A 26,756-nucleotide genomic window follows, 5' to 3' on the forward strand; every position below is an offset into this window, starting at 1 on the left:
CCCGCTCGCGCAGCGTCACTCCGTGCGCCGCAGGTACTCCTGCGCGAGGCGGTGCGGGGCGCGGGCGAGCCACGCGTCCTGCACGAGCTCCTCGAGCTCCGGCACGGGGAGCCGGTCGAGCCGCGCGAGCACGACCGGGTACCCGTCGAAGTGGCTCGTCGTGAAGAACGTGCCGGGGTCGTCCTGGACCAGCGCGGACTTCTCGCCCTCGTCCGCGACGCGCAGCGCGACGGGCGGCTCCGCCGGGGCCGCGTCGCCCAGCTCGTCGAGGTCGCGCGGGCGCAGGGGGCGCTCCCACACGAAGAGCTTGCCGTGCACCGTCCACCGGCGCGCGTCCTTGAGGTCCGTGCCCGGCAGCACCGCCACGACCCGTCCGACGTCCTCCCACGAGGCCATGCCCCCACGGTAGGCAGCCGGTCGCGGTCGGGCCACACGACCGGCCGCCGCGCCCGCGGGAGCGCGGCGGGACGGGTCAGAAGGGTGCGACCTTCCCGAGCGGCGGGAAGATCTCGTCGAGCTCCGCGAGATCGTCGGCCGTGGGCCGCCACGCACCCGCGGCGGCGTTCTGCCGCACCTGCTCGGGCTTCGTCGCACCCGCGATGACGCTCGACACCTGGGGCCGGGAGAGCAGCCACCCGAACGCGACCTGCACCTCGGTGATGCCGCGCACCTGGCAGAACGCGCCCAGCCGCGCGAGCGCCTCCCAGGGCGCGGACTCGAGCAGGTGCGGCTTGCTGCGCACGAGCCGGCCGTCGTCGGGCCGCGCGCCGTGCGCGTACTTGCCGGTGAGCAGGCCGTTCGCGAGCGGGAAGTACGGCAGGACGCCGAGCCCGTACGCCGCCGCGGCGGGCAGCACCTCGAGCTCGGCCGCGCGGTCGACGAGGTTGTACTGGTTCTGCGCGGACACGAACCGCACGGTGCCCGCCGCGCGCGCGACGAGCTCTGCCTCCGCGATCTGCCACCCGGCCCGGTTGGAGTGACCCACGTAGAGCACCTTGCCCGCGCGCACGAGGTCGTCGAGCGCCGCGAGCGTCTCGTCGATCGGCGTCTGCGGGTCGGGGGTGTGGAACTGGTAGAGGTCGATGCGGTCGGTGCCGAGGCGGCGCAGCGAGCCCTCGACCGCCCGCACGACGTAGCGGCGCGAGCCGCGCGCGTCGAAGTCCGCCCCCGCGGCCCCGCGCATCGACATGCCGAACTTCGTCGCCACGACGACGTCGTCGCGCCGCGACCCGAGCGCCTGGCCGAGCAGCTCCTCGCTCAGGCCCGGGCGGCCGCCGTACGTGTCGGCCGTGTCGAAGAACGTCACGCCCGCGTCGAGCGCGGCGTCGACGACGGCGCGCGTGCCCTCCAGGGTCTCCGTCGCCGTCGAGGGGCGCCCGAAGTTGTTGCACCCCAGCCCGACGGCGGACACGGCCAGGCCGGACCGGCCGAGACGGCGCAGGGCGGGGCGGGGTGCGGTGTCGTCGCTCGTGGTGGTCATGCGGCCGACCCTACGTCGGCCCGCGCGACGACGTGACGGCGGAGGCGCGCGCCGCGACGGACGCGACGAGCCGTTCCAGCGGGCCGCGGCCGAACGCCCAGCGCCACAGGGTCGCGGCCCCGAGCGTCGCGAGCACGAGCGCGAGGAGCGGGCCGTTCGTCGTCTGCTCGTACGCCGCGTCGCCCCAGGCCCACAGGACGACGATCTGGGCCGAGTAGACCGTGAGCGCCATGGCGCCGACCGCGGCGACGGGGGCGAGCACCCAGCGGCCTACCCGGCCCGCGAACAGGCACAGCCCGAGCACCGCGACGGCGAACCCGCCCGACCCCACGACCTCGGGGAGAGTGTCCGTGTGCGGGCCCGCGAGCCACAGGTACGCGCTCGTCGGCCACGGGTCCGCCCACCCGAGCGGCTCCGGCCGGTACGCGCTCCACCACACCGCGGCCGCGTCCTCCACGGCCTGCGCCCCGCCCAGAGGACCCGTGAGCGCCGCCGAGACGCCGTAGCCGAGCCCCGCCGCGAGCAGCCCGCCGGCGACCAGCGCGACGCGCGTCGTCCTCGCGCCGAGGTCGGACCGACCGATCGCGATCCCGACGAGCACGTACGCCATCCACACGACCGCCGGGTAGTGCCCCGAGACGAGGAAGTCCGTGAGCGCACCCGACCCGTCGTCGGGCAGGTGGAGCCCGGCGCGCGCGAGCACCTCCGGGAGCCACAGCGCGAGCGCCGGGCCCACGACGGCGACCGCCCCCGCGAGGAGCAGGAGGTCCCGGCGCCGCCAGCGCAGGAACGGCAGCGCGAGCACGAAGTAGGCGGCGTAGAAGCCGAGGATCAGCAGGACGCGCGTGCCGAGCAGGTCCAGCAGGCCCGCCAGGGCGACCAGGAGCACCGCGCGCACGAGGACGCGGGTGCGGTTCTGCAGCGCGGGCAGCCCGTCGAGCGGGGTGCGCCCGCCCGAGACGAGAGCGAGCGACACCCCGGCCACGAGCGCGAAGAGGACCGACGAGCGGCCGTGGGACAGCGAGAGCCAGCCGGAGACCTCGCCGAAGTCGTCCGTCGTGAAGCCCACGTGCGCCGTGAACATCCCGAGGACCGCGACCCCGCGCGCGACGTCGAGCCCCGTGACGCGGCCCGGCCCGCCGAGGAGCAGCGCAGCGTGGCGCCGCGCGAAGCCCACGGAGGACCGGGCGGGATCGCCCGAGGCGGAGGTCGTGCCGGTCGCGGCCGTCATGGGGGGATTGTCCGTGCGCGGGCGCGCTCCCACCCCGCCGCCACGCCGGGGACGAGCCGCGCGGGGACCACGCGCCCAGAGTGTGAGAACGGGGTCGAGAACGCCGCAACCGCGGCCTACGGTGCGGGTATGACGCACACCCCCCACGGCGCCGACGAGGCCGCCGACCACCACGCCGACGCCCCCACCGGGGCAGGCAGCGACCCCGCGCAGGAGTCCGAGTCGTACACCCACGGCCACCACGAGTCCGTGCTGCGCTCGCACCGCTGGCGCACGGCCGAGAACTCGGCCGGGTTCCTCCTGCCGCACCTGCGACCCGGCATGAGCCTCCTCGACGTCGGCTGCGGCCCGGCCACGGTCACCGTCGACCTCGCCGACCGCGTCGGCGACGGACGGGTCGTCGGCGTCGACGCGTCCGAGGCCGTCCTCGACAGCGCTCGCGAGCTCGCCGCCCAGCGCGGCACCGCGAACATCTCGTTCCAGCACGCGAACGCCTACGAGCTGCCGTTCGCCGACGGCACGTTCGACGTCGTCTACGCGCACCAGCTCCTGCAGCACCTGTCCGACCCGATCGCCGCGCTGCGCGAGATGCGACGCGTCACGAAGCCGGGCGGGCTCGTCGCCGTGCGCGACGCCGACTACGCCGCCATGACCTGGTACCCCGAGTCGCCGGGGCTCACCGAGTGGAACACGCTCTACCACGAGGTCACGCACGCCTACGGGTACGAGGCCGACGCCGGTCGTCGCCTCTTCTCCTGGGTGCAGGACGCCGGGTTCCCGCTCGACGGGATCGAGCCCAGCGCGAGCACCTGGTGCTACGCCACCCCCGCCGACCGCACGTGGTGGGGCGGGCTGTGGGCCGAGCGCTGCGTCGCGTCGAACTTCGCCGTCCAGGCGAAGGAGTCGGCGCTCGCGGACGACGTCGCGCTCGAGCAGCTCGCGCAGGACTGGCTGCGCTGGGCCGAGGAGCCGGCGGGCTGGTTCGCCGTCCTCAACGGCGAGGTCCTCGCCCGCGCGTGATCGTGCGGGCACGGCCGGATAGCCTGGGCCCGTGCGCATCGCGAGATTCACCACCGGAGACGACCCCCGCTACGCCCTCGTCCAGCAGGAGGGGGACCGCACGTACCTCGCGGTCCTCACGGGCGACCCGCTCTACATGCCCGTCACGCCGACGGGTGAGCGCGTCGAGCTGGGCGACGGCGTCCGGCTCCTCGCGCCGGTGATCCCGCGCTCCAAGGTGGTCGCCGTGGGCCGCAACTACGCGGACCACGCGAAGGAGATGGGCAACGACGTCCCGACGAGCCCGCTGCTGTTCCTCAAGCCGAACACGTCGGTCGTCGGCCCGGACGACCCGATCGTCCTGCCCGACTTCTCGCAGGAGGTCTCGTACGAGGCCGAGCTCGCGGTCGTCATCGGTCGCCTCGCGAAGGACGTGTCGCCCGAGGCCGCGCCGGCGTACGTGCTCGGGTACACGGTCGCGAACGACGTCACCGCGCGCGACGCGCAGCGCACCGACGGCCAGTGGGCGCGCGCCAAGGGCTTCGACTCCGCGTGCCCCCTCGGGCCGTGGATCGACACCGACCTCGACCCCGAGGACGTCGGCGTCCGCAGCCGCGTCAACGGCGAGGTCAAGCAGGACGGCCGCACGAGCGACATGATCTTCGACATCCCGTTCCTCGTGTCGTACGTCTCCGAGGCGATGACCCTGCTGCCCGGCGACGTCATCCTCACCGGCACGCCCGCCGGCGTCGGGCTGATCGACGTCGGCGACCGCGTCGAGTGCGAGGTCGAGGGGCTGGGCGTCCTGAGCAACCCGGTCGTCCGGCGCGGCTGATCGTGGGACGCGGTCCGGGCCGCGCCGTCGCGCGGTGGGCGGGCTGGGGTGCCGTCGTCCCGTGCGTGGTCGTCCTCGTGCTCGCGGTCCTCGCGATCGCCTCGGGGAACGTGCCCCCGGGCGAGGTGCTGGCGTACGCCGTCGTCCTGGCGATCATCCTGGTCCCGGGGTGCGCGCTCGCGGGCGCCGCCCTCGGGGCGGCGGTCGTGGCGACGCGGTCGTGGCGGGCCGGTCGCGCGGGAGGCGCGGCGGAGACCGTCCCGGACTGAGACGAGGACGGGCCCGACGCCGGACGCGCGGGTGCCGGGCGGCGTCGGGCAACTAGGCTGGGAGCCGTGATCCCCGCACCTGGTTCCTCGCCCGTCCGCGTCCGCTTCTGCCCGTCCCCGACCGGGACGCCGCACGTCGGGCTCATCCGCACCGCGCTGTTCAACTGGGCCTACGCGCGGCACACCGGCGGCACGTTCGTGTTCCGCATCGAGGACACCGACGCGGCGCGCGACAGCGAGGAGAGCTACCAGCAGCTCCTCGACGCGCTGCGCTGGCTCGGGCTCGACTGGGACGAGGGCGTCGAGGTCGGCGGCCCGCACGAGCCGTACCGGCAGTCGCAGCGCGCGGACATCTACCAGGACGTCATCGCGCGGCTCGTCGAGGGCGGGTACGTCTACGAGTCGTTCTCGACCCCGGAGGAGTCCGACGCGCGCAACGCCGCCGCGGGGCTCAAGACGAAGGGTTACGACAACTTCGACCGCACCCTCACGGACGAGCAGAAGGCCGCCTTCCGCGCCGAGGGCCGTGAGCCGGTGCTGCGCCTGCGGATGCCGGACGAGGACATCACCTTCACCGACGTGGTGCGCGGGGAGATCACGTTCAAGGCGGGCTCGGTCCCGGACTACGCGCTCGTGCGCGCGAACGGGCAGCCGCTCTACACGCTCGTGAACCCCGTCGACGACGCGCTCATGGGCATCACGCACGTGCTGCGCGGCGAGGACCTGCTGTCCTCGACGCCGCGCCAGATCGCGCTGTACCGGGCGCTGCTGGAGATCGGCGTCGCGCACGTCATGCCGGAGTTCGGCCATCTCCCGTACGTCATGGGGGAGGGCAACAAGAAGCTCTCCAAGCGCGACCCCGAGTCCAACCTGTTCCTGCACCGTGAGCGCGGGTTCACGCCCGAGGGCCTGCTCAACTACCTCGCGCTGCTCGGCTGGTCCATCTCGCCGGACCACGACATCTTCACGGTCACCGAGATGGTCGAGGCCTTCGACGTGCACGACGTGCTGCCGAACCCGGCGCGCTTCGACCTCAAGAAGGCCGAGGCGATCAACGCGACGCACGTGCGGATGCTCGCGCCGGAGGACTTCCGCGACCGCCTCGTCCCGTACCTGCACGCGGGCGGGCTCGTGCCGGCGGACTCGTTCGCCGACCTGTCGCCCCGCAACCAGGAGATCCTCACGGCGGCCGCGCCGCTCGTCCAGGAGCGCATGGTGCTGCTGAGCGAGTCGGTCGGGATGCTGGGCTTCCTCTTCACGGCCGACGACGCGCTCACGGTCGAGGACGACGCGCGCGGCGCCCTGCGCGACGACGCGAAGGACATCCTCGCCGCGGCGATCGCCGCGCTCGACGTGCTGCAGGACGACGAGTTCGTCACCGCCGCCATCGAGGAGCGCCTGCGCGACGCGATCGTCGAGGGCATGGGCGTCAAGCCGCGGTTCGCGTTCACGCCGCTGCGCGTCGCGCTCACGGGCCGCCGCGTCTCGCCGCCGCTGTTCGAGTCGATGGAGCTGCTCGGCAAGGGCTCGACGCTGGAGCGCCTCGTGCGCCTGCGGGACGCGCTGTGACCGACGCCGCGGCCTCGGCGGCCGCGCTCCTCGAGGGTGTCCTGTTCGACGTCGACGACACGCTCGTCGACACGCGCGCCGCCTTCGCCGAGGCCATCGCCGCCGCGTCGCGGGTGTGGTTGCCGCACCTGCCCGAGGAGCGCTACGACGACGTCCTCGCGCTGTGGCGCGCCGACCCCAACGGGCACTACCGCGCGTACACGCGCGGCGAGGTCGACTTCGACGCCCAGCGCATGGCGCGCGCCAACGAGCTCCAGGCGGCGTTCGGCGGCGAGCTGCTCGACGACGCGGCGTACGTCGACTGGAAGGACCTCTTCTGGGGCACGTTCGAGGCGTCGTGGACGGCGTTCGCCGACTCCCGTGGGGTGCTCGACGCGCTCGCAGGGGCCGGGGTGCGCGTCGGCTCGCTGACGAACGCGCGCGTCGAGCTCCAGACCCGCAAGCTCGCGGCCGCGGGCCTGGCCGACGTGCCGCTGCTCGTCGGGGTGGACACGCTCGGCTTCGGCAAGCCCGACCCGCGCGTGTTCGCCGAGGCGTGCCGTCGTCTCGGCACCGACCCGGCCCGCACGGCGTACGTCGGCGACGAGCTCGACGTCGACGCGCGCGGCGCGCTCGCGGCGGGCCTCGTCGGGGTGTGGCTCGACCGCCCCGGCACCCGCCGCGGCGGCCCGCACCCGGAGGACCCGGCGTCCGCCCGCGCGTCGGGCGTGCACGTCGTCCACGGCCTCGACGACCTCCCCGCGACGCTCGGCGTCGCGGCCGCGCAGACCCCCGCGCCGAGCTAACCCCCGGCCCTGCGAGGCACAGCCCCCGCCCGCGAGGCAGAGCCCCGGTCCTGCGAGGTAGAGCCCCTGGTTCCTCGCGGGACCGGGCCGCTTTATCGTGGGCTGTCAGGCGAGGAGCAGGAGGCCCACGAGGGCCGTCGCGGTGACGAGCACCGCGGACAGCGCACCCAGCACGAGCGACCGCCGCCCGGTGCGCACGAGCGTCGGCACGTCCACGCCGAGCCCGAGGGCGAACATCGCCGCGACGAACGCGAGCGTCGAGGCCGTGACGAGGACGGCGAGCACCGGCGCGGGCACGACCCCGAGGCTGCGGAGCGCCACCGCCGCCACGAACCCCACGACGAACCACGGCACCGGGGCGACGCGTCGCTTCTCGGCCTCCGCACCCGCGCCCACGCCGCGGGGCTCGCCGTCCTCCGCACCGGTCGACGGCGCGGTGCCCGGCGTCCCGAGCGTGCTCGTGCTCGCGAGCGCCGCCGCGCGTCGGGCCCCGCGTGCCACGACGACCCCGGCGACGGCGACGAGCGGCGCGAGGAGGGCCACGCGCGCGAGCTTCGCGACCGTCGCGGTGGCGAGCGCCGGCGCGGAGATCGTCCCGGCCGCGGTGACGACCTGCGCGACCTCCTGGACGCTCGCGCCGATCCAGAGCCCGGCCCGGTCGTCGGTGAGCCCGAGCAGCCCTGCGAGCCAGGGCAGCACGACGATCGCGAGGGTGCCGTAGACGGTGACGAGCGCGAGCGCGGTGGCGACGCCGTCGTCGTCCTCGCGCACCTCGTCGGGCGTGCGGCCCGGCCGGTCCACGACGCCCTGCATCGCGGAGATCGCGGCCGCCCCGCACACGGAGAAGCCGGTCGCGACGAGCAGCGTCGTCACGCGCGGCACGCGCAGCACGCGGCCGAGCGCGAGCGTGCCCGCGAACGTGACGGCGAGCGTCGTCGTGACGACGACGAGCCCGCGCCAGCCGAGCCCCAGCACCTCCGGGAGGGAGAGCTGGAAGCCGAGCAGCACGACGCCCACCCGGAGCACGACGCGCGACGTCCACGCGACGCCGGGACGCGTGGCGGCGACCGTCGCCGCGCCCCGCCGGGTCGTCGCGAGCCGGCCGAGCGCCGGGGCGACGAGGGCGCCCAGGACGAGCGCGACGACGAGCGGGGAGACCGTCGGGACCAGGCGCGCGCCCGCGAGCACGAGGAGCGTCGCCGCGCCGACGAGCACGAGGCCGGGGACGAGGTCGCGCGGTCCGCGCGGTGCGTCGGGGCGCCGGTCGGGTGCGGGCGCCGGGGGAGCGGCCGTGACCGCCGGGACGCCTCGGGTCGCGAGGGCCTCCGTGCGGGTCGAGGGAGGTGCAGGCTGGGTCATGCTTCCAGCGTGCTGCGGCCGGTGCGGCGGCAGAAGAGCGACTTCCCTCGCGAGGCATAGAGTGGGCCTATGGCCCCGACCGCCCGCGACCGGACGTCCCTCTCCGCGCTCGAGCTGCTCGTCGCGACCGACTCGCACGGGTCGATCAGCGCGGCGGCCCGCGCGCTCGGCGTCGCCCAGCCCACGGCGTCGGCGGGCCTGCGCGCGCTGGAGCGCCGTCTCGGCCTCGACCTTCTCGAGCGCACGACGCGCGGGTCCCGGCTCACGGAGACCGGCCGCGCGACGGCGGCGTGGGCGCGCGAGGTGATCGAGGCCTCGGACCGCTTCGAGACCTCCGTCGCGGCGCTGCGCGACGCCCCGGCGGCCCGGGTGCGCGTCGCGGCGAGCCTCACGGTCGCGGAGTACCTCGCGCCGCGCTGGCTCGCGCGGCTCGCGCTCGAGGGGGCGCCGGGCGGCGGGGCTCCCGACGTCGAGCTCGTCGTCCGCAACTCGCGCGAGGTGACGGACCTCGTCCTCGACGGCGGGGTGGAGCTCGGGTTCGTCGAGAGCGCGACGCTGCGGCGCGGGCTGCGCAGCCGCACCGTCGCGCACGACCGGCTCGTCGTCGTCGTCGGCCCGGCGCACCCCTGGGCGCGCCGCAGCGCCGTGCGCGTCGACGAGCTGCTGTCCGGGGGGCTCGTCGTGCGCGAGCGCGGCTCCGGGACGCGCGAGACGCTCGAGCGCGGCCTCGCGGCGCTCGGGGAGCGCCTGCCGGACCACCTGCCCTACCTCGGCTCCACGGCCGCGCTGAAGACGGCTGTGCAGCACGGCGGGGCGGTCGCCGTGCTGTCGAGCCTCGCCGTCGCCGACGACGTGGCCCGGGGTGCGCTCGTGCGCGTCGCGGTGCCGGGGCTCGAGCTGGACCGTCGGCTGCGGATGGTCTGGAAGGACGGCACGGCGCTCTCCTCGGCCGCGCGCCGCATCGCGGCGGCGGCCGCCGCGTCGTCGGGCTGACGGACCGGCTCAGCCCGGCGCGTCCGCGCGCACGGTCGCGTCCCAGCGCCAGCGCGTGCGCCGCGGTCGGCCCGGGAGCTCGCCTCGGCCTGTCGCCCAGAGGAGCACCGCGTCCGGGTCCTCGTCCGGGCTGGTGTCGACGTCGGGGAACAGGCGGGCCAGCGCCCGGGCTGCCAGCCCCGGGGGGAACGGGCTCGGTGCGTCCGTGAGCCCGAGGAGCACGTCGTGGCCGTGCACGAGGACCTCGACGACCCCCATCGCCGCGAAGCCGTCGGCGTCCGAGACCCCGTACGGGTGGAAGGCGCGCGCGTCCGCGGGCCGCGTCTCGGCGAGCGTCGCGAGCAGCTCCCCGCCGCCGACGAGCGCCTCGACGAGCCCCGCCGTCCCGGCCGCGCGGTCGACGTGCGCGATCTCGCCCTCGCCCTTGGGCCCGACGAGCGGCACGTACGCGAGCGCGGGGAGTGCCGCGAGCTGGAGCGCGTAGGCGAGGAGGTCGTCCACGACGTGCTCCGTCGTCGTCCAGCACGACCAGCGGACCGGGCCTGCCTGTGCGTCGAACGCCGACACGGGCTGGCCCGCGAGGCGGTCGGCGAGCCATCGGACGGCCATCCGGACGTCGTCGCCCGTGACCGCGCCGTGGGCGCCGCGGCCGGTCACGCTGCACCCGGTGCGTCGGGGCGCACGTCCGCGCGCCAGCACTGGGCGAGGTAGGGGAGGTCCACCTCGGTGCGGCCGGCGAGGTCGGGATGGGTCGCGACGAGCCGATCGATCTCGTCCAGCAGCTCCTCGCGCCGCGCGGGCGGGAGGGTCAGGAGGTAGCTGCGCGACGCGGCGAGCGGGCGCAGCGAGGACGTGGTGACCCGGTCGGCCCACGGCACCGTGCGGTGCTCGGGCGTCGTGAAGAGGCGCTCGGAGAGCGCGGGCTCCCGGTAGCTGTGCTCGAGCGTGTCGCCCCGGTGGATGATCTCGGTGAACCGGCCCACCCAGTCCACCGAGCTGTCCCGGACGTTCCACACGATGCCGAGCCGGCCGCCGGGCCGCAGCACGCGCGCGATCTCCGGCTGGGCAGCGGGAGAGAACCAGTGCCACGCCTGGGCGACCAGCACGGCGTCGACGCTCGCGTCCGGCAGCGGGACGGCCTCCGCCGATCCGGGGAGCGCCTCGGCGTCGGGGACGGTCTCCGCGAGACGGTCGCGCATCGCGTCCGACGGCTCGACGGCGACGACGTCGAGGCCGCGCGCGACGAGCCGCTCGGTGAGCTTCCCGGTGCCGGCGGCGAGGTCGAGGACGCGGTGGGCGCCGTCGGGCACGAGCCAGTCGACGGCCGCGTCCGGATAGGAGGGCCGGGTGGAGGCGTACTGCGCGGCGCCGTGCTCGAACGACGCGGCCCGGTCGGCGCGCGAACCGGGGTCGAGGGAGTCTCCAGGGCTCATGGCCTGACGGTGCCAGACGGCGGCCGTGCGCGTCGACCGCGCCACGCGGAGGTCGGGGGACGGCTCGGGTGCGCGAGGCGCATTTGGTCCGCGTCGGCATGTCCGGTAATGTTCTCGGCCGGTGGGACCTCCACGGGAGGGAGCCAGGGGACGGGTCTATGACTCGTCGTCACGGCTTCCTGACGCGGATCGGTTACCCCCTTGGGGTATGGTGTAATTGGCAGCACGAGTGATTCTGGTTCACTTAGTCTAGGTTCGAGTCCTGGTACCCCAGCGAAGAGCTCCGGCTCTGGATCGAGCGGTCAAGACCGCGAGAAACATGAGGTAGAGTTCTCACCGGAGAAACGGACCGGAAACGGTACGAAGCTCCACAGGCCCCCATCGTCTAGCGGCCTAGGACGTCGCCCTCTCACGGCGGTAACACGGGTTCAAATCCCGTTGGGGGTACAGAAGAAGGCCCGGTCACCATCACGGTGACCGGGCCTTCGTCGTTTCTTCAGCCGCTTGTTCGATCTCCGGGTGATCGCGGCGCCGCGGCCGGGCCCGCCCGGTGTGACGCACGTCGCGGGGCCACCGGTGCCGGTGGAGAGGCCCGTGGCGGGAGCTCGTGCGGGCAGGGTCAGGGTGCGCCGTCGCGCCCCGGGCCGGGCTCGTACGGCTTCGGGATGGGCGTCGACGACGGGCGTGCCGGCGTGACGGGGACGTACGTCGCGCGGTGCTCCCCGGACACGGTCCAGCCCGGCTCGCCCTCGTCGGGGGCCGCCGGCCCGCCGTCGGGGCGCGGGGCGACCTGCCCCGCGTGGGCGTCGCCCGTGGCGGGGATCGGCTGCGTCGGCCCGCTCGACACGCCGGCGGACCGGCCGGGCACGACGACGACCCGCGGGTCCGTCGGGAGCGGCGCCGGGGGCGGTGGGGTCGTGGCGGCCCGGCTGTGGCCGTCCCACGCGGGCGCGGGCTCGACCGGTGGGGGCTCGGCGGGCTGCGGCGGTCGCGGCGCGGGCGGCGGGACGGTCGCGGGCAACGGGCCAGCGGTCGTCGCGGCGGCTCCGCCCGGTCCGACCGGCGCTCCGCCCGGGCGGGCACCCGGGATGAACAACGTGTCGCACAGCAGGCGGTAGGTCCGGTCGGGGCGCGCGACCCAGTCGATCTGGCGCAGCGCCTGGTCCTGCCCGGCGGACTCGAGCAGGAACTGCCCGTAGCCCAGGACGCGCCCGACGAGCGAGCGCCCGTAGTTCATGTCCGTCACCTTGGTGAGCGGCATCATCGCCACCTTGTGCGTGATGAGGCCGTAGAGCAGGAGCAGGCGCTTGTCCGTGGCGACGAACCACTCGTTGCGCCACTCGAAGACCTTCCACACCAGTCGGGCGGCGAGGATCAGCCACAGCCACCACAGCACGAGCACGCCGTCGCCCACCGCGGGGCCGGCCTGCACGACGAGCCAGGCGATCACGGCCGCGCCCGCGACCGTCGTCGCGACGGGCTCGACGAGCATCCCCCAGTGGTGGCGCGTCGCGATGACGACGCGCTCGCCGTTGAGCACGTAGCGGTCCAGGATCCTGCTGCGAGGTCCGCCGCGGGCCACGGTCAGTCCAGGAGCGAGCTGAAGAACTGGCCGATCGAGCGGAACGCCCCGACGATCACGTCCCAGACGCCCTCGACGATGTCGGCCGCGCGGGCCGGGCTCGTGACGATCGCGTACACGGCGAAGATCACGAGGACCCAGATCAGGGCGGCCTTCAGCTTCGGGTGCATCGGAACTCCTCGTGTCTCGGGATCGGACGGTCAGCGGTCGCCCCCGCGACCGCTGCGCTGTCCGGGCGTCGGGGCACGCACAGCATGGCAGCAGCCGGGGACATTTTGACAGGGCGCGTCCCGTTTGCGGCCCGCGGCACGCCGACGCCGACCCGGTACGGGCCGGCGTCGGCCCGGCTCACTCGCCGGCGCGGCGCAGCACCTCGGTGAGGCGGTTCGCGGCGGCGACGACTGAGCCGGAGTGCAGCCGCCCGGGCTGACGGCTGAGGCGCTCGACCGGGCCCGAGATGGAGACGGCGGCCACGACCCGGCCGGACGGGCCGCGCACGGGCGCCGACACCGACGCGACGCCGAGCTCGCGCTCGGAGACGGACTGCGCCCACCCGCGGCGTCGGACGCCGGAGAGGATGGTCGCGGTGAAGACGGCCTCGCGCAGCCCGCGGTGCAGCCGGTCCGGCTCCTCCCAGGCGAGCAGCACCTGGGCCGCAGAGCCGGCGTTCATCGTGAGCGTCGCGCCGACGGGGATCGAGTCCCGCAGGCCGACCGGGCGCTCGGCGGCCGCGACGCAGATGCGGTGGTCGCCCTGGCGGCGGTAGAGCTGGGCGCTCTCGCCCGTGTGGTCGCGCAGCGCCGTCAGCACGGGGTTCGCGGCGGCGAGCAGCCGGTCCTCGCCGGCCGCGGTCGCGAGCTCGTTGAGCCGGGGGCCGAGGACGAACCGGCCCTGCATGTCGCGCGCGACCATGCGGTGGTGCTCGAGGGCGACGGCGAGGCGGTGCGCCGTCGGGCGGGCCAGGCCCGTGGCCGTGACGAGCTGGGCGAGGGTGGCAGGTCCGGACTCCAGGGCGCCCAGGACGGAGGCCGCCTTGTCCAGCACTCCGACTCCGCTAGTATTGTCCATAGGTCGATATTGACGTCTCACGCACTGAGATGCAAGTCCGGCACGGATGTTCCACCCGCTGGACGTCTTCCCCGGCAGGATGCCGGACGGCGGACCATCGACCCAGGCGGCTCTCCGTACCCCCCAGGAGGACCGTGACAGACGACGAGGAGATGAGCTACATGGCCGGCACGCTGGCGGAGAAGGTCTGGGACGCGCACCTGGTGCGACGAGGCACCGACGGGTCGCCCGACCTCCTCTACATCGACCTCCACCTCGTGCACGAGGTCACCAGCCCCCAGGCGTTCGAGGGGCTGCGCCTCGCGGGCCGCCCGGTCCGCCGCCCCGACCTCACCATCGCGACCGAGGACCACAACACCCCGACGCTCGACATCGACCTGCCGATCGCGGACCTCACGAGCCGCACGCAGATCGACACGCTGCGCAACAACGCGCGCGAGTTCGGCGTCCGCATCCACTCGCTCGGCGACGCCGACCAGGGCATCGTGCACCAGGTCGGGCCGCAGCTCGGGCTCACCATGCCCGGCCTGACGGTCGTGTGCGGCGACTCGCACACCTCGACGCACGGCGCGTTCGGCGCGCTGGCGTTCGGCATCGGCACGTCCGAGGTCGAGCACGTGCTCGCCACGCAGACGCTCCCGCTCGCCCCGTTCAAGACCATGGCGATCAACGTCGACGGCGAGCTGCCGCCCGGCGCCACGAGCAAGGACATCATCCTCGCGATCATCGCCAAGATCGGGACCGGCGGCGGCCAGGGCTACGTCCTGGAGTACCGCGGCGAGGCCATCCGCACGCTCTCCATGGAGGCGCGGATGACGATCTGCAACATGTCGATCGAGGCGGGCGCGCGCGCCGGCATGATCGCCCCGGACGACACGACGTTCGAGTACCTCAAGGGCCGCCCGCACGCGCCCGAGGGCGCCGACTGGGACGCGGCCGTCGAGTACTGGCGCACGCTGCGCTCCGACGACGACGCCGTGTTCGACACCGAGGTCACGCTCCGCGCGTCCGACCTCGAGCCCTTCGTCACGTGGGGCACCAACCCCGGCCAGGGCCTGCCCATCTCCGCGACCGTGCCCGTCCCCGAGCAGATCGCGGACGAGAACGAGCGCGTCGCCGCCGAGCGCGCGATCGAGTACATGGGCCTCACGCCGGGCCAGCCGCTGCGCGAGATCCCCGTCGACACGGTCTTCATCGGGTCGTGCACCAACGGCCGCATCGAGGACCTCCGCTCGGTCGCGAAGGTCGTGCAGGGCAAGAAGAAGGCCGACGGCGTCCGCGTCCTCGTCGTCCCGGCGTCCGCGCGCGTGCGCCTCCAGGCCGAGGCCGAGGGCCTCGACCAGATCTTCCTCGACTTCGGTGCGGAGTGGCGCAACGCCGGCTGCTCGATGTGCCTCGGCATGAACCCCGACCAGCTCCAGCCGGGCGAGCGCGCCGCCTCGACGTCCAACCGCAACTTCGAGGGGCGCCAGGGCAAGGGCGGCCGTACCCACCTCGTGTCGCCGCTCGTCGCCGCGGCCACCGCGCTGCGGGGCACGCTGTCGTCGCTCAGCGACCTCGACCTGCCCGAGGGCACCGACATCACGTCCTTCGACGGCACGCCGCTCGCGCCGCTCGACCCGCGCGTCCTCGTGCAGGTCTGAGCCCGCCGCACCGCGCCGCCCACCCGTCGCCCCGAAGACCCGAAGAGGTTCCGTCATGGAGAAGTTCACGACCCACACCGGCGTCGGCGTCCCGCTGCGCCGCAGCAACGTCGACACCGACCAGATCATCCCCGCCGTCTACCTCAAGCGCGTGACCCGCACCGGGTTCGAGGACGCGCTGTTCGCCGCGTGGCGCGGCGACCCCACGTTCGTCCTCAACCAGGACGCCTACCGCGCGGGCTCCGTGCTCGTCGCCGGCCCCGACTTCGGCACGGGCTCGTCGCGCGAGCACGCTGTCTGGGCACTCAAGGACTACGGCTTCCGCGTCGTCCTCGCGTCCCGCTTCGCCGACATCTTCCGCGGCAACTCCGGCAAGCAGGGCCTCGTCGCGGGCATCGTCGCGCAGGAGGACGTCGAGCTCCTGTGGAAGATCCTCGAGACCAACCCGGGCACCGAGGTGACCGTCGACCTGGTCGCCCGCACCGCGTCGGCGCTCGACGTCACCGTGCCGTTCCAGATCGACGACTACACGCGCTGGCGCCTCATGGAGGGCCTCGACGACATCGGCCTCACGCTCCAGCACGCGGACGAGATCTCCGCGTTCGAGGCGACGCGCGCGTCGTGGCGGCCGAAGACGCTGCCGGCGAAGACGCTGCCCAAGGTCGAGATCGAGGCGGCGCGGCCGGTCTGACTCGTCGGGTCCGTGGTCGGGGGCGGGCTCTGGGGTGGTGACGACGGGTCTACCATCCGCAGGGCTCGTCCCTCGCCCTGCTCCCGCCAGGCCCGCCACGACCCGTCGTCACCACCCCAGAGCCCGCCCGTGATCGTGTCCCCGACACGTCGCGCGGTGAAGCCTGCGCATACGCCGCCTGGGTCCGTCCCTGCTCAGGGACGGGGCGGGCCTGCGTGGATCGTGGCAAGGAGCGAGTCCGGGGTCGCGGTCTCGGGGTTCCAGCGGGACTCGACCCACCAGGTCGCTCCGGCGTCGGCGAGGCCCGCGAGCTGGTCGGCCGCCGCGGAGCGGTCCGCCGGGAGCTCGCCCTGGACGACGACGTCGAACGGCTGGGCCGCGTCGAGGCCCAGCTCGGCGCGACGCGTGGTGAGCCAGCCGACGAGGGCGGAGACGTCGTCGGGCGTGGGCACGTCGAAGCCGCGGTCGCCGCGGAGCTGGAGCACGATCCCGTCGGCGCGCAGGGTGCGGTCGAGCGAGCGCACCGGCGGGCGCTCGGCGTCCCACACGCCGACCGGCCACACCGGCACGTGGTAGCCGACGACAGGGCGCTCCACCGGCTGCGGGAGGAACTGCATCTCCCCGGTCCGCACGTGCGTCCCCTCGAACGTGAACCGCTCGCCGGTCCACGCGCGGTCGAGATAGGCGAGCGCGTCGTCGAGCAGCTCGGCGCGCTCGCGCAGCGACTGCGGCTGACCCGGCACCGCGGAGAACCCACCGTCGTCGAGCACGCCGACGCCGACCGGCAGCACGAGGCGGCCGCCCGACAGGTGGTCGACCGTCAGCGCCTGGCGCACCACCTCCCACGGCTTGCGGCGGGGGAGCGCGAAGACCATCGCGCCCAGCGTGATCCGCTCGGTCCGGACCGCCGCCGCCGCGAGCACCGCCCACGGGTCGAACGTGTTGACCGGCATGGACAGCAGGCTCAGCCCGTCCCACGAGAAGAACCCGTCCCAGCCGGCGTCCTCCGCCCCGACCGCCATCTCCAGCACCTGGGCGGCGGAGCCGAAGCTCCCGACCACCCCGACCTTGATCCCTGTCCCCGTCGTCGCTGCGCTCATCCACCGGACGCTACGCGCCCCCACCCACACCCCTCAGTGCAGGAAGAAGTCGCGTCCGAGGTGCCGGGACGCGACTGTCTCCTGCACTCAGCGTCGTGCGGTCAGGGGAGCGGGACGACGTCCACGCGGACAATGCGGCGCCGCGCGACGTCGGTCACCGTGAGCCGGTGGCCGTCGGTGTCGACGTGGTCGCCCACGACGGCGAGCCGGCCGAGCTGCGCCAGGACGAAGCCGGCGACGGTCTCGTACGGGCCGTCGGGCAGCTCGACGCCCGTGCGGCGCGCGAACTCCTCGATCGTCTGGCCGGCGTCGACGCTCGTCGTCGCGCCGTGCTCGCGCGCGGGCGACGGCTCGTCGGCGTCGTACTCGTCGCGGATGTCGCCCACGAGCTCCTCGACGAGGTCCTCGAGCGTGACGATCCCGTCGGTGCCGCCGTACTCGTCCACGACGACGGCGATGTGCACGCCCTCGCGCCGCATCTGCGACATCGCGGGCAGCACGGTGTTCGTCGCGGGCAGCGCGAGGATGGGCCGCACGACGTCGCGCACGGTGAGGGTGCGCCCCGTCGTCGGGTCCGTCGGCGGGTGGTCGGGGCAGTCCCGCCCGAGCAGGTCGCGCACGTGGAGGAAGCCGACGACGTCGTCGAAGTCGTCGCCCGTCACCGGGTAGCGCGAGTACGGACCCGCCGCGACCGTCTGGGCGGCGTCCGCGAGCGGGGTGTCGGCCGCGAGGAACGCGACCTCGCCGCGCGGCGTCATCGCCTCGGCGAGCGAGCGGTCGCCCGCCGCGAACACGTCGTCGAGGATGCGGCGCTCGTCCTCGGGCAGCGACTCGTGCGCGAGCACGATCTCGCGCAGCTCCTCCTCGCTCATCTCCTCGCTGCGCGCCGAGGGGTCGCCGCCGAGCAGCCGCACGACGCCGTCGGTCGAGCGCGACAGCAGCCAGATGACGGGCCGCATGAGGGTCGCGAAGCGGTCCAGGGGAGGGGCGACGACGAGCGCGACGCCCGCCGAGCGCTGGAGCGCGATGCGCTTGGGCACGAGCTCGCCGAGCACCAGGGAGAGGTACGCGATGACGAGCGTGAGCCCCACCAGCGCGACGGTGTCCGCGAGCCCGCTCGACAGCCCCAGGTCCTCGAGCGCGGGCGCGAGGTCCGGTGCGAGCGTCGACGCGCCGTACGCGGCCGAGAAGAACCCCGCGACGGTCACGCCGATCTGCACGGCGGCGAGGAAGCGGTTGGGGTCGCGCGCGACCGCCGCGACCCGCGCGCCGCGCGCCGACTGCTTCTCGATGCGGGCGACCTGGCTCTCACGCAGCGAGACGAGCGCGATCTCGGTCCCGGCGAACACGCCGCCGACGAGGATGAAGAGCAGGACGAGGCCGATGTTGGTCCAGGTGCCGGAGTCCATGCCTCATCCAACCAAACCGCCCGGCCCGGCGTGGGCTCAGCCGGCGGTCGGGGCGGGGCCCTCGGGCGTCGTCGCCTCCGTCGCGCCGGGCTCGCCGTGCTTGCGGCGCGGGACGAGGTGCGCCACGAGGACCACCACGCCGCCGACCACGATCCCGACGACGGCGGAGCACGCCGTGTTGACGAGCCAGCCGAGGAACCCGCCCACGCCCGCGACGCCGGTCACCGCGTGCTCGAGGTGGTGCACGACGTCGTACGGGCCGTGCCAGCCGAGGTCGTACGTGCCCTGGAGCAGGATGTGCCCGCCGACCCAGAGCATCGCGACGATCCCGACGATCGAGATGACGGACATGACCTTGGGCATCGCGCCCACGAGCCCGCGCCCGAACGACTGGACCCACGGCGTGTCGCGCTTCGCGAGGTGCAGGCCGATGTCGTCCATCTTCACGATGAGCGCCACGACGCCGTACACGAGGACCGTGATGAGGATCGCCACGATCACGAGGATGATCAGACGCGACCAGAAGTTCTCCGACGCGACCTCGTTGAGCGCGATGACCATGATCTCCGCGCTGAGGATGAAGTCGGTGCGCACCGCGCTCGACACCACCGAGTCCTCGTCGACCGCCTTCTTCTCGGTCTTCGTCTCGACCTCGGCGTGGTGCCGCCCCGAGACGAGCTCCCACAGCTTCTCCGCGCCCTCGAACGCGAGGTACGTGCCGCCCAGCATGAGCAGCGGCGTGAGCAGGAACGGCAGGAACTGGCTCAGCAGCAGGATCGCCGGGAGGATGAAGAGCAGCTTGTTGCGCAGCGACCCCGTCGCGATGCGCTTGATGACCGGCAGCTCGCGCTTGGCCGCCAGACCCTCGACGTAGCGGGGCGTGACGGCGGTGTCGTCGATGACGACGCCCGTCGCCTTCGCGCTCGCGCGCCCGGCGGCGGCGCCGACGTCGTCGATCGAGGCGGCCGCGAGCTTGGCGAACGCCGCGATGTCGTCCAGGAGGGCAGCGAGTCCGAAAGCCATGGGTGGGTGCTCCGTGCGCCGGCCCGTGTCGCCGCGCACGGGCCTGCTGGTCGAGTGGACGCGGCCGCAGCATCGTAGCGACTTCATCCCCGCTCGCGTCGGGCGGTCAGGACGTCGCGGCGCGCGTCACGACGTTCACGACGTGCGGCGCGCGCACGACGACGCGCACGACCTCGCGGCCCGCCGTCGCCCGGGACGACGCCGGTCGCCGCGAGCGCCAGGTCCCGCGGCCACTTCTCTAGGTCCAGGTGGGGTCGCGCCTGTGCGATTGATCACAGTCGTGTGTTTGCGCAGGCCACCCGAGCGGTTGGTCTGCCATGTTCGGGGCGAGTTCGCCCGCAGGGGGATCGGACTCGTGAGCAGAGGAGCAACCGATGAGTGGTGTCTCGAGACGTGTGCGGGGCCTGGCGAGCGCGGTGGGTGCGCTCCTGGTGGTCGGGGCCGTGGCCCCAGGCGCGTGGGCTGAGGATGCCCCTGTGATGACTGGGGATGAGATCGAGGTCGTCACGCCGGCTGGGATGCCTGCGGATGAGGTGCAAGAGCTCATCGAGGAGGCCTTTGCCGCTGAGGCGGCTGGCACCCTGATTCAGCCAAGGGCAGCCGTCGCAACGGTGTCGTACCGGTGGAAGGACCACGCTGCGCGCAACGTGGTTATTCGTTCCGACGTGGTGACGAAGCTGCGCACGAAGCACGGACTGACCTCGACGTCTCCGACCCGGGTCTCGACCCAGTTCCCCGACGGGAACAAGTCGATCGCGCAGGGCACCGCCCGCGTGTACTACGCCACGATGCAGAAGCGTTCGTGCTCGACGATCGTGACGTGCCGGGTCACGGCATCGGTGCGGATGAAGACAGTGGTGGAGTACAAGATCCAGGTGCCGCTGGCGGAGCCGAAGGGTGTGATCACGTCCTATTGCGAGGGCACGACCGTGTGCCCGTCGTGGGTCAACGCCGTCATCTGAGAAACCTGGGAGGGTCGTGAGCGACATCGGAGGGCTGATCGTCGCGGTCGGGCAGGTCGAGGCAAGCCAACCGGGGCTTGTCCCGGTCACACGCTCGCTAGAACTGCTCGCCGGTGGGCTGCGAGTGCAGACCGTTGGGGGAACGAGTGTGGATCTGCTTCTTGGACAGAGTCTGGACACGGTCTGGACTGCGCTCGCACGGAACATCTCGGGGCTGAACCCGATCAACCCCATGGCGCAGGTAGGGGGCTTCACACCCTGGTCGTGCAGGCTCGGATGGGCGAACTACCTGATCGACCTGGGTACGTGGGAAGACATGCTCCGCGACTTCGAAGAGCCACTGGCCTACGAACGGATCCGTTGGAACGAGGACACTCTCCACGTGGGCATCACGAACGGTGCGCGAGCCGAGGAGTTCACGAGGCCGTTGGACGGTACCGGGTTCACGGGCGCGACACCCGCCGAGCTCGCCGCAGACTTCCTCCGACCGGCAACCTAGCGACCGCATTCGGTGAGTCCGACGAGCTGGCGCCCTCCGCGAAGGAGGGCGCCAGCTTCGTGCCTTCTGACTCTGACCGCCCTCACCCTCGATACCCGAACAGAGTTGGGAGTTGTGAGTGACGTGGTCGGTGGTGCGCCCGCAACCCGCGCGCCGCCGCCGAGCCGACGCGACCAAGCGCCGAGGTATCGGGCGTCGAGCCGCCTGAGCCACCTACCCTCGGGTGCAGGAAGGAAGACGCCCTCGTGCGCGCCCAGTGACACGTGGACGCCTTCGTCGTGCGGGCCGGCCGCGTCGCCGCCCACTCGTTCGTGCAGGGCCGGGAGGCGCTCAAGCGGCTGGCCGACGACACCGACGAGATCGGCGTGGACCCGGTCACCGGAGTTGGGGTAGTGCTTCGAAGTTCGTATTCATCCGGGGAGGTCATCGAGTCCGCCGCGGCGCGCGTGCGGCCGATCATCCTCGAACGCAAGGACTGCTACTACCGCAAGGCCCTCTCGGCGCTGGGGCCGAGCGGCGAGCGGCTCCGGGGGAGCAGGTCGTCGCCGGCCAGGTCGGGCAGCCGCACGGGCAGCTCGTCGTCGGAGACGGGCACGGCGCCGCAGCCCGGGACCGGTGCTCCCTCGTAGCGCTGTCGCGAGACCAGCCAGTCGCGCAGCCGGTACGACGTCGCGCGCTCGCCCGCGCCGTCGTCCTGCAGCAGGGCGATCGCCTCGTCCACGCCCGGTCGCGTCTCGCCCGACCCCGTCGGCAGGCCGTGCGCGGCGGCGAAGAGCGCGTCGCGGTCGTCGGGCGCGGGCACGCCCATGACCGCACCCGTCCCGTAGTGGGGCAGCACGTGGTCGGCGGCCCAGACCGGCCGCTCGTCGGTGCCGGGACGGCGGACCCAGGCGCCAAAAAACGTCCCGGCGCTCGGGCGCTGCGCGCTCGTCCGCTCGATCTCCCCGGACGCTAGCGCGGTCCTCGATCTCTCGCGACGACGCGCCGAGCATGCGGCTGTCGCCCGAGCTCGGCTCGGCATGGTCGATACCCGCATCGTCGACGGGGACGGTCGGGACGGTGGGGACAGAAGGGTGGGGTAAGGGTGCGGCGTGCATCGGGAGGGCTCCTCGAGAGGTGGGCTCGTCGTCGGGCACTCGCCGTGCGGCCCCTCGGGGACGCGCAGGCACCGCCGCGCTGAGCGTGCCCGCCCGGCGGGCTCAGCGCGGCCGACGAAGGAGGAGCCGCAGGTGTCGCATCCCGGCCATCGTCGCCCGGGCGCCGACGCGCGGTCAATACCGGGACGGCGCAGGACCGGGGCGGGGCCGGGTGTGGCGGACGTCGCGCACGCGGGCGCGCCACGGCCGATGCTGCCCCAGTAGGCTTGAGGCCATGGCATCCCACTACGACGTCGTCGTCCTCGGTGCAGGTCCCGGTGGTTACGTGGCCGCGATCCGTGCAGCCCAGCTGGGTCTGTCGGTCGCGGTCGTGGAGGAGAAGTACTGGGGTGGGGTGTGCCTCAACGTGGGCTGCATCCCGTCCAAGGCGCTCCTGCGCAACGCCGAGCTCGCGCACATCTTCCAGCACGACGCGAAGACCTTCGGCATCTCCGGAGAGGTCAGCTTCGACTTCGGCGCGGCGTTCGACCGCTCGCGCACCGTTGCGGAGGGGCGCGTCAAGGGCGTGCACTTCCTCATGAAGAAGAACAAGATCACCGAGTACGACGGCCGCGGCACGTTCCGCGACGCGCACACGCTCGACGTGAAGCTCGCCGACGGCTCGACCGACCAGGTGACGTTCGACAACGTCATCATCGCGACCGGCTCGAAGGTGCGCCTGCTCCCCGGCGTCGAGCTGTCCGAGAACGTCGTCACGTACGAGAAGCAGATCCTCACGCGCGACCTGCCCCGCTCCATCGCCATCGTCGGCGCGGGCGCGATCGGCATGGAGTTCGCCTACGTCCTCAAGAACTACGGCGTGGACGTGACGATCATCGAGTTCCTCGACCGCGCGCTGCCCAACGAGGACGCCGACGTGTCGAAGGAGATCGCCAAGCAGTACAAGAAGCTCGGCGTCAACCTGCTCACCTCGACCGCCGTCCAGACGGTGAAGGACAACGGCGCCGACGGCGTCACCGTCAGCTACAAGGGCGTCAGGGACGACAAGCCGGGCGAGCTCGTCGTCGACAAGGTCCTCATGGCCGTCGGCTTCGCGCCCAACGTCGAGGGCTTCGGCCTCGAGAACACCGGCGTCCAGCTCACCGAGCGCGGCGCCATCGCGATCGACGACGTCATGCGGACGAACGTCGAGCACATCTACGCCATCGGCGACGTCACCGCGAAGCTCATGCTCGCGCACGTCGCGGAGGCGCAGGGCGTCGTCGCGGCTGAGACCATCGGCGGCGCCGAGACCCTCACGCTTGGCGACTACCGCATGATGCCGCGTGCGACGTTCTGCCAGCCGCAGGTCGCGAGTTTCGGCCTCACCGAGCAGCAGGCGCGCGACGAGGGCTACCAGGTCAAGGTCGCGACCTTCCCGTTCATGGCGAACGGCAAGGCGCACGGCCTCGGCGACCCGGTCGGCTTCGTCAAGCTCATCTCCGACGAGACCTACGGCGAGCTCCTCGGCGGCCACCTCATCGGCCCCGACGTCTCCGAGATGCTGCCCGAGCTCACGCTCGCGCAGAAGTGGGACCTCACCGTCAACGAGGTGGCGCGCAACGTGCACACCCACCCCACGCTGTCCGAGGCAGTCCAGGAGTCGATCCACGGTCTCGCGGGGCACATGATCAACTTCTAGGACCCATGCCGCAACCGGCGGTGTGGGCGGCCGCCGCGTCGGCGGGTCATCGCGGAACGGGCTGCGCTCTCCACGTGTGAGGGCGCAGCCCGGCATCGTAGAGGATGAAAATCCCGCGATACGAGAATGAGCTTCGCGGTTGCGGTACTGTCGCTGAACGCCCGGAGACCCGGGCTCAACGGCGAGTCGAGGTAGAGGCCAATGAGTGGTGCCGTCCTTCCCAAGTTCGAGCGTCTGAACTTCGGCGAGATCGATGCAGCACTGGAAGCCGCCGAGATGCCAGCCCTCTTGCGGGATGGGTATTACGACTACAATCAGGCGGTCCAGCGCGTTCTGAACGGACGAACGTGGCTGATTCTGGGGTCAAAGGGTAGCGGAAAATCTGCGGTCCTCGAGCATATTCGGCTCCGTTGGGAAGGGCGATGGGACAGATTTTTCGCCCCATGGGAGCTTGCCGGTTTTCCGGTCGGCAACGTTCAGACGATTTGGTCTGAGCAGACAGGGGCCTCCTCCAGGAGCCAAGCGGCGTGGGAGTTCCTCCTTCTCCTGCGGGTTTTGGATTCATTGACCCGAGACAATGGCCTCACTCGTGGATCGACCTTCGACACCGTGGTCGGGAGGCTGCGCAACGAGGGTTTCCTCGGCAACGACATGATGTCGGCGGTAGGCGCCTGGACCACAACTTCAGTACGAATTGATGCGAAGTTGTTTTCCGTGGAGCGGGCTCCGGTATCACGGGAGCTTAGTGCATATGAAGTGAATGAGAGGATTCGCTCGCTCATTCGCGATTGTCGCAGTGAGAGCCGTCACCTAGTGGCCCTCGATGGCCTGGACTCGTTTTTCTTTGAGCAAGATGACGAATGGAGTTCGCTCGCGGGTCTTATGCAGGCGTGCTTCGCTACGAACAGGTTCCTGATGAACTGCGAGGTCCTTGCCTCAGTTGTGATCGCCGCCCGGTCCGACATTCTCGACGTTCTGCCGGGGCCGGAGATCAACAAGTTAAAGACGCACTCGGTATACCTGGACTGGCATGCGTACGGCATTGGCGCACAGAATCACCTTTGGCAGCTGCTCACAAACAAGGCCGCTGTTGCGCATCCGGAAGTCAAGAGTGTTCTCGGCCAGTACTTGAAGCGCGACGTCAAAATAGGCCCGCACTCGGACATGGCTGAGTATCTTCTCGATCACACCCGTCTCTTGCCGCGCGACGCGGTAGCGCTGATGCGACATCTCCAGCGAAATTATGGTGGTAACGGAAGGGTGCCTGAGTCAAATGCGCAGACGGCCGTACGCAAGTACTGCGAGGAGTATTTTGTTGGTGAGATATTCGACAATCTTGCTGGCGTGCTTCCCGCCAGGCGTGCTCGCAGTCTGAGCGCCTTTAAAGACGCGCTGCGCACTTCGCCGTCACGCTTCTTTACCTACCAGTTTGTATGCGATGAAACTGCAGGCGAGCTCGCGTCGTCGGAAGTTAAACTCCTACTTCGGCAGATGTTCGAGGTTGGGGGCATTGGGATTCGCAATGGAGGGCACACCGACTTTGTATTCAGGCGCACAGCTGGTGGTGGATTCTCTGTCCGGGGCGAGTTTATACTCCATGATGCGCTGACGAGAGCGTGGAATCGGCCCTGGAGGTAGTTCTCTGCGGCGTAACTTATCTGCGCTCTAGGCGAAGCGGTTTTTGGCGGTTTGGGGTGCGGAGGATTGCTTCTTGCTTTTGTCGGCGTTGACGGAAGTGAGATTTCGAAAGATGGAGAGTACCCTTTCGCTGTTCGCGTCGGCGTGTGAACGGCCAATGAGCAAGTAGCGGTCCGGCACAGGCGACGACCGACTCTGCCGAGCCGCGGGCGTCCGGTGCACGGCGCGATGGTCTATTGGATCCTGCAGGACACGGGGTGGCCGACCGGATGTCCGCGCTTCGGACGTGGTCGCCGTCCTCGTCGCTCCGAATCCCGGCAGCCGTGCGCCCGGCGAGCCGACGTCGGCGCGCTGCGAGCGCGCGCGGACGCCCCCATGCTGGACGTTCCGCCGAACGATGACAGGGGAGTTGCTCATGTCCGACCAGACCACGCCGCAGGACCCCACGACGCAGGAGCCGCAGCCGGAGCAGCCCGCCGACCAGCTCCGGCCGCCGGGACGCACGGGCGACATGTCGCAGGAGCCGGACCACGGGGAGACCACCTACCGGGGGTCGGGCCGGCTCGACGGGAAGCGGGCGCTGATCACCGGCGGCGACTCGGGCATCGGCCGGGCGGTCGCGATCGCCTTCGCGCGCGAGGGCGCGGACGTCGCGATCTCGTACCTCCCGGAAGAGGAGGAGGACGCCCGCACGACGGCCCGGTGGATCGAGGACGCGGGCCGCACGGCCGTGCTGCTGCCGGGCGACATCCGCGACGAGGAGTTCTGCCGGCAGCTCGTCGCGGACGCCGTCGCGGGCCTCGGTGGGCTCGACGTGCTGGTGAACAACGCCGCGTACCAGATGGCGCAGGACGAGGGTCTGCGGGGGATCACGACCGAGCAGCTCGACCGGGTCCTCAAGACGAACGTCTACGCGCTGTTCTGGATCACGCAGGCGGCGCTCGACCACCTGCCCAGCGGCGGCGCGATCATCAACACGACCTCCGTCCAGGCGTTCGACCCGAGCCCTCCGCTGCTCGACTACGCCAGCACCAAGGCGGCGATCCTCAACTTCACCAAGGGGCTGGCGCAGCAGCTCGCGCCCGAGGGCATCCGCGTCAACGCCGTGGCGCCCGGGCCGATCTGGACGCCCCTCATCCCGGCGACGATGCCGGAGGAGAAGGTCGAGCAGTTCGGCGCCGACACGCCGCTCGGCCGCGCCGGGCAGCCCGCCGAGCTCGCGCCGGCGTACGTGTTCTTCGCCTCGCAGGAGTCGAGCTACATCACGGGCGACCGCATCGGCGTGACCGGCGGCCGGCTGCTCTGACGGCGCTCGTCCCCGGCGCGACCAGGCGGCGGCCACCCCACCCGGGTGCGCCGCCGTCGTCGTGCCCGGGAGAAGATGGTCCCGGGGGACACCGACCGAGAAGG

At 72.5% G+C, this 26,756-nt stretch carries 26 protein-coding genes and 2 tRNA genes; 15 read left to right on the forward strand and 13 right to left on the reverse strand.

Features of this window, described 5'->3' with window-relative positions:
* Positions 1-15: 15 nt before the first annotated feature.
* The 3 genes from ABIE39_RS08325 to ABIE39_RS08335 all read right to left on the reverse strand — a co-directional run bounded on the left by ABIE39_RS08325 (position 16) and on the right by ABIE39_RS08335 (position 2,711).
* Entirely contained in the window at positions 16-396 is a 381-nt protein-coding gene (locus ABIE39_RS08325) for an MmcQ/YjbR family DNA-binding protein (protein ID WP_175008271.1), read from the reverse strand.
* A gap of 76 nt (positions 397-472) precedes the next feature.
* Positions 473-1,480 (reverse strand): aldo/keto reductase, encoded by a 1,008-nt coding sequence (locus tag ABIE39_RS08330; protein WP_175008272.1) that lies wholly within the window; start codon positions 1,478-1,480, stop codon positions 473-475.
* Positions 1,481-1,490: 10 nt separating this feature from the next.
* On the reverse strand, positions 1,491-2,711 hold the full coding sequence (locus tag ABIE39_RS08335) for a heparan-alpha-glucosaminide N-acetyltransferase domain-containing protein (protein ID WP_354051307.1): 1,221 nt from the start codon (positions 2,709-2,711) through the stop codon (positions 1,491-1,493).
* Positions 2,712-2,840: 129 nt separating this feature from the next.
* On the opposite strand from ABIE39_RS08335, the gene ABIE39_RS08340 reads away from it, so the two are divergent.
* From ABIE39_RS08340 to ABIE39_RS08360, 5 genes are all read left to right on the forward strand, one after another.
* Positions 2,841-3,731 carry a methyltransferase domain-containing protein gene (locus ABIE39_RS08340; protein ID WP_175008274.1) on the forward strand — a complete coding sequence of 297 codons (891 nt, stop codon included), beginning with the start codon at positions 2,841-2,843 and terminating at the stop codon, positions 3,729-3,731.
* 31 nt (positions 3,732-3,762) lie between these two features.
* Positions 3,763-4,545: a fumarylacetoacetate hydrolase family protein gene (locus ABIE39_RS08345; protein WP_108048496.1), complete on the forward strand. Its 783-nt coding sequence runs from the start codon at positions 3,763-3,765 to the stop codon at positions 4,543-4,545.
* A 2-nt stretch (positions 4,546-4,547) separates the two neighbouring features.
* Positions 4,548-4,814 (forward strand): hypothetical protein, encoded by a 267-nt coding sequence (locus ABIE39_RS08350; protein WP_175008275.1) that lies wholly within the window; start codon positions 4,548-4,550, stop codon positions 4,812-4,814.
* Between the two features lie 66 nt (positions 4,815-4,880).
* Positions 4,881-6,383 carry a glutamate--tRNA ligase gene (gltX, locus tag ABIE39_RS08355; RefSeq protein WP_186810376.1) on the forward strand — a complete coding sequence of 501 codons (1,503 nt, stop codon included), beginning with the start codon at positions 4,881-4,883 and terminating at the stop codon, positions 6,381-6,383.
* Positions 6,380-7,168, forward strand: a complete 789-nt coding sequence (locus ABIE39_RS08360) for an HAD family hydrolase (protein WP_354051309.1) — start codon at positions 6,380-6,382, stop codon at positions 7,166-7,168. The genes gltX and ABIE39_RS08360 overlap by 4 nt, the downstream gene beginning before the upstream one ends.
* A 105-nt stretch (positions 7,169-7,273) precedes the next feature.
* On the opposite strand, the gene ABIE39_RS08365 is transcribed toward ABIE39_RS08360, so the two are convergent.
* Entirely contained in the window at positions 7,274-8,527 is a 1,254-nt protein-coding gene (locus ABIE39_RS08365; RefSeq protein WP_354051311.1) for a YeiH family protein, read from the reverse strand.
* Between the two features lie 69 nt (positions 8,528-8,596).
* Here ABIE39_RS08365 and ABIE39_RS08370 point away from each other — a divergent pair, with 69 nt between their 5' ends.
* Positions 8,597-9,520, forward strand: coding sequence for a LysR family transcriptional regulator (locus ABIE39_RS08370; RefSeq protein WP_354051313.1), 924 nt, complete (start codon positions 8,597-8,599; stop codon positions 9,518-9,520).
* 9 nt (positions 9,521-9,529) lie between these two features.
* Here ABIE39_RS08370 and ABIE39_RS08375 read toward each other — a convergent pair whose 3' ends face one another.
* Both ABIE39_RS08375 and ABIE39_RS08380 read right to left on the reverse strand, forming a co-directional pair.
* A complete protein-coding gene (locus ABIE39_RS08375) occupies positions 9,530-10,177 on the reverse strand; it encodes a hypothetical protein (protein ID WP_354051315.1) in 648 nt (215 codons plus the stop codon).
* Positions 10,174-10,953 (reverse strand): class I SAM-dependent methyltransferase, encoded by a 780-nt coding sequence (locus tag ABIE39_RS08380; RefSeq protein WP_354051317.1) that lies wholly within the window; start codon positions 10,951-10,953, stop codon positions 10,174-10,176. The genes ABIE39_RS08375 and ABIE39_RS08380 overlap by 4 nt, the downstream gene beginning before the upstream one ends.
* Before the next feature lie 202 nt (positions 10,954-11,155).
* Here ABIE39_RS08380 and ABIE39_RS08385 point away from each other — a divergent pair.
* Both ABIE39_RS08385 and ABIE39_RS08390 read left to right on the forward strand, forming a co-directional pair.
* Positions 11,156-11,227, forward strand: a tRNA-Gln gene (locus ABIE39_RS08385).
* A gap of 100 nt (positions 11,228-11,327) precedes the next feature.
* A tRNA-Glu gene (locus ABIE39_RS08390) sits at positions 11,328-11,400 on the forward strand.
* Between the two features lie 172 nt (positions 11,401-11,572).
* Here ABIE39_RS08390 and ABIE39_RS08395 read toward each other — a convergent pair.
* From ABIE39_RS08395 to ABIE39_RS08405, 3 genes are all read right to left on the reverse strand, one after another.
* Entirely contained in the window at positions 11,573-12,535 is a 963-nt protein-coding gene (locus ABIE39_RS08395; protein ID WP_354051318.1) for a PH domain-containing protein, read from the reverse strand.
* Positions 12,536-12,537: 2 nt separating this feature from the next.
* Positions 12,538-12,705 (reverse strand): hypothetical protein, encoded by a 168-nt coding sequence (locus tag ABIE39_RS08400; protein ID WP_354051320.1) that lies wholly within the window; start codon positions 12,703-12,705, stop codon positions 12,538-12,540.
* Positions 12,706-12,883: 178 nt separating this feature from the next.
* Positions 12,884-13,603, reverse strand: coding sequence for an IclR family transcriptional regulator (locus ABIE39_RS08405; RefSeq protein WP_034654517.1), 720 nt, complete (start codon positions 13,601-13,603; stop codon positions 12,884-12,886).
* A 161-nt stretch (positions 13,604-13,764) separates the two neighbouring features.
* Here ABIE39_RS08405 and leuC point away from each other — a divergent pair, with 161 nt between their 5' ends.
* Together leuC and leuD are read left to right on the forward strand one after the other, a co-directional pair.
* Positions 13,765-15,246 (forward strand): 3-isopropylmalate dehydratase large subunit, encoded by a 1,482-nt coding sequence (leuC, locus tag ABIE39_RS08410; RefSeq protein WP_354051523.1) that lies wholly within the window; start codon positions 13,765-13,767, stop codon positions 15,244-15,246.
* A gap of 55 nt (positions 15,247-15,301) precedes the next feature.
* The gene (leuD, locus tag ABIE39_RS08415) at positions 15,302-15,937 is read left to right on the forward strand and encodes a 3-isopropylmalate dehydratase small subunit (RefSeq protein WP_074809827.1); all 636 of its coding nucleotides are present in this window, start codon (positions 15,302-15,304) and stop codon (positions 15,935-15,937) included.
* A gap of 194 nt (positions 15,938-16,131) precedes the next feature.
* Here leuD and ABIE39_RS08420 read toward each other — a convergent pair whose 3' ends face one another.
* The 3 genes from ABIE39_RS08420 to ABIE39_RS08430 form a co-directional block, all read right to left on the reverse strand.
* Positions 16,132-17,037, reverse strand: coding sequence for an LLM class flavin-dependent oxidoreductase (locus ABIE39_RS08420; RefSeq protein WP_354051322.1), 906 nt, complete (start codon positions 17,035-17,037; stop codon positions 16,132-16,134).
* 101 nt (positions 17,038-17,138) lie between these two features.
* Entirely contained in the window at positions 17,139-18,446 is a 1,308-nt protein-coding gene (locus tag ABIE39_RS08425; RefSeq protein ID WP_175008282.1) for a CNNM domain-containing protein, read from the reverse strand.
* A gap of 36 nt (positions 18,447-18,482) precedes the next feature.
* Positions 18,483-19,469 carry a DUF808 family protein gene (locus ABIE39_RS08430; protein ID WP_175008283.1) on the reverse strand — a complete coding sequence of 329 codons (987 nt, stop codon included), beginning with the start codon at positions 19,467-19,469 and terminating at the stop codon, positions 18,483-18,485.
* Positions 19,470-19,948: 479 nt separating this feature from the next.
* Here ABIE39_RS08430 and ABIE39_RS08435 point away from each other — a divergent pair, with 479 nt between their 5' ends.
* Complete coding sequence (locus ABIE39_RS08435; protein ID WP_354051324.1) at positions 19,949-20,431, forward strand: hypothetical protein; 483 nt, start codon at positions 19,949-19,951, stop codon at positions 20,429-20,431.
* 16 nt (positions 20,432-20,447) lie between these two features.
* Positions 20,448-20,930 (forward strand): hypothetical protein, encoded by a 483-nt coding sequence (locus ABIE39_RS08440; protein WP_086151185.1) that lies wholly within the window; start codon positions 20,448-20,450, stop codon positions 20,928-20,930.
* Between the two features lie 481 nt (positions 20,931-21,411).
* Here ABIE39_RS08440 and ABIE39_RS08445 read toward each other — a convergent pair whose 3' ends face one another.
* Positions 21,412-22,308: a hypothetical protein gene (locus ABIE39_RS08445; RefSeq protein WP_354051326.1), complete on the reverse strand. Its 897-nt coding sequence runs from the start codon at positions 22,306-22,308 to the stop codon at positions 21,412-21,414.
* On the opposite strand from ABIE39_RS08445, the gene lpdA reads away from it, so the two are divergent.
* From lpdA to ABIE39_RS08460, 3 genes are all read left to right on the forward strand, one after another.
* Positions 22,302-23,708 carry a dihydrolipoyl dehydrogenase gene (lpdA, locus tag ABIE39_RS08450; protein WP_354051328.1) on the forward strand — a complete coding sequence of 469 codons (1,407 nt, stop codon included), beginning with the start codon at positions 22,302-22,304 and terminating at the stop codon, positions 23,706-23,708. The genes ABIE39_RS08445 and lpdA overlap by 7 nt on opposite strands.
* A 201-nt stretch (positions 23,709-23,909) precedes the next feature.
* The gene (locus tag ABIE39_RS08455) at positions 23,910-25,346 is read left to right on the forward strand and encodes a P-loop ATPase, Sll1717 family (RefSeq protein WP_354051329.1); all 1,437 of its coding nucleotides are present in this window, start codon (positions 23,910-23,912) and stop codon (positions 25,344-25,346) included.
* A gap of 415 nt (positions 25,347-25,761) precedes the next feature.
* Entirely contained in the window at positions 25,762-26,652 is an 891-nt protein-coding gene (locus tag ABIE39_RS08460; RefSeq protein ID WP_354051331.1) for an SDR family oxidoreductase, read from the forward strand.
* The last annotated feature ends 104 nt before the right edge of the window (positions 26,653-26,756 follow it).

The organism is Cellulosimicrobium sp. 4261, assembly GCF_040546915.1.
Classification (GTDB): domain Bacteria; phylum Actinomycetota; class Actinomycetes; order Actinomycetales; family Cellulomonadaceae; genus Cellulosimicrobium; species Cellulosimicrobium cinnabarinum.

Excerpts from the sequence above, each read along its gene's own strand:
- leuD (WP_074809827.1), top strand. The coding sequence starts at position 15,302 with ATGGAGAAGTTCACGACCCACACCGGCGTCGGCGTCCCGCTGCGCCGC.
- ABIE39_RS08335 (WP_354051307.1), bottom strand. The coding sequence starts at position 2,711 with ATGACGGCCGCGACCGGCACGACCTCCGCCTCGGGCGATCCCGCCCGG.
- ABIE39_RS08445 (WP_354051326.1), bottom strand. The coding sequence starts at position 22,308 with ATGCCATGGCCTCAAGCCTACTGGGGCAGCATCGGCCGTGGCGCGCCC.
- ABIE39_RS08460 (WP_354051331.1), top strand. The coding sequence starts at position 25,762 with ATGTCCGACCAGACCACGCCGCAGGACCCCACGACGCAGGAGCCGCAG.
- ABIE39_RS08365 (WP_354051311.1), bottom strand. The coding sequence starts at position 8,527 with ATGACCCAGCCTGCACCTCCCTCGACCCGCACGGAGGCCCTCGCGACC.
- ABIE39_RS08370 (WP_354051313.1), top strand. The coding sequence starts at position 8,597 with ATGGCCCCGACCGCCCGCGACCGGACGTCCCTCTCCGCGCTCGAGCTG.
- ABIE39_RS08325 (WP_175008271.1), bottom strand. The coding sequence starts at position 396 with ATGGCCTCGTGGGAGGACGTCGGACGGGTCGTGGCGGTGCTGCCGGGC.
- ABIE39_RS08430 (WP_175008283.1), bottom strand. The coding sequence starts at position 19,469 with ATGGCTTTCGGACTCGCTGCCCTCCTGGACGACATCGCGGCGTTCGCC.
- ABIE39_RS08330 (WP_175008272.1), bottom strand. The coding sequence starts at position 1,480 with ATGACCACCACGAGCGACGACACCGCACCCCGCCCCGCCCTGCGCCGT.
- ABIE39_RS08455 (WP_354051329.1), top strand. The coding sequence starts at position 23,910 with ATGAGTGGTGCCGTCCTTCCCAAGTTCGAGCGTCTGAACTTCGGCGAG.
- ABIE39_RS08340 (WP_175008274.1), top strand. The coding sequence starts at position 2,841 with ATGACGCACACCCCCCACGGCGCCGACGAGGCCGCCGACCACCACGCC.
- ABIE39_RS08400 (WP_354051320.1), bottom strand. The coding sequence starts at position 12,705 with ATGCACCCGAAGCTGAAGGCCGCCCTGATCTGGGTCCTCGTGATCTTC.
- ABIE39_RS08435 (WP_354051324.1), top strand. The coding sequence starts at position 19,949 with ATGACTGGGGATGAGATCGAGGTCGTCACGCCGGCTGGGATGCCTGCG.
- ABIE39_RS08420 (WP_354051322.1), bottom strand. The coding sequence starts at position 17,037 with ATGAGCGCAGCGACGACGGGGACAGGGATCAAGGTCGGGGTGGTCGGG.
- lpdA (WP_354051328.1), top strand. The coding sequence starts at position 22,302 with ATGGCATCCCACTACGACGTCGTCGTCCTCGGTGCAGGTCCCGGTGGT.
- ABIE39_RS08425 (WP_175008282.1), bottom strand. The coding sequence starts at position 18,446 with ATGGACTCCGGCACCTGGACCAACATCGGCCTCGTCCTGCTCTTCATC.
- leuC (WP_354051523.1), top strand. The coding sequence starts at position 13,765 with ATGGCCGGCACGCTGGCGGAGAAGGTCTGGGACGCGCACCTGGTGCGA.
- ABIE39_RS08405 (WP_034654517.1), bottom strand. The coding sequence starts at position 13,603 with ATGGACAATACTAGCGGAGTCGGAGTGCTGGACAAGGCGGCCTCCGTC.
- ABIE39_RS08380 (WP_354051317.1), bottom strand. The coding sequence starts at position 10,953 with ATGAGCCCTGGAGACTCCCTCGACCCCGGTTCGCGCGCCGACCGGGCC.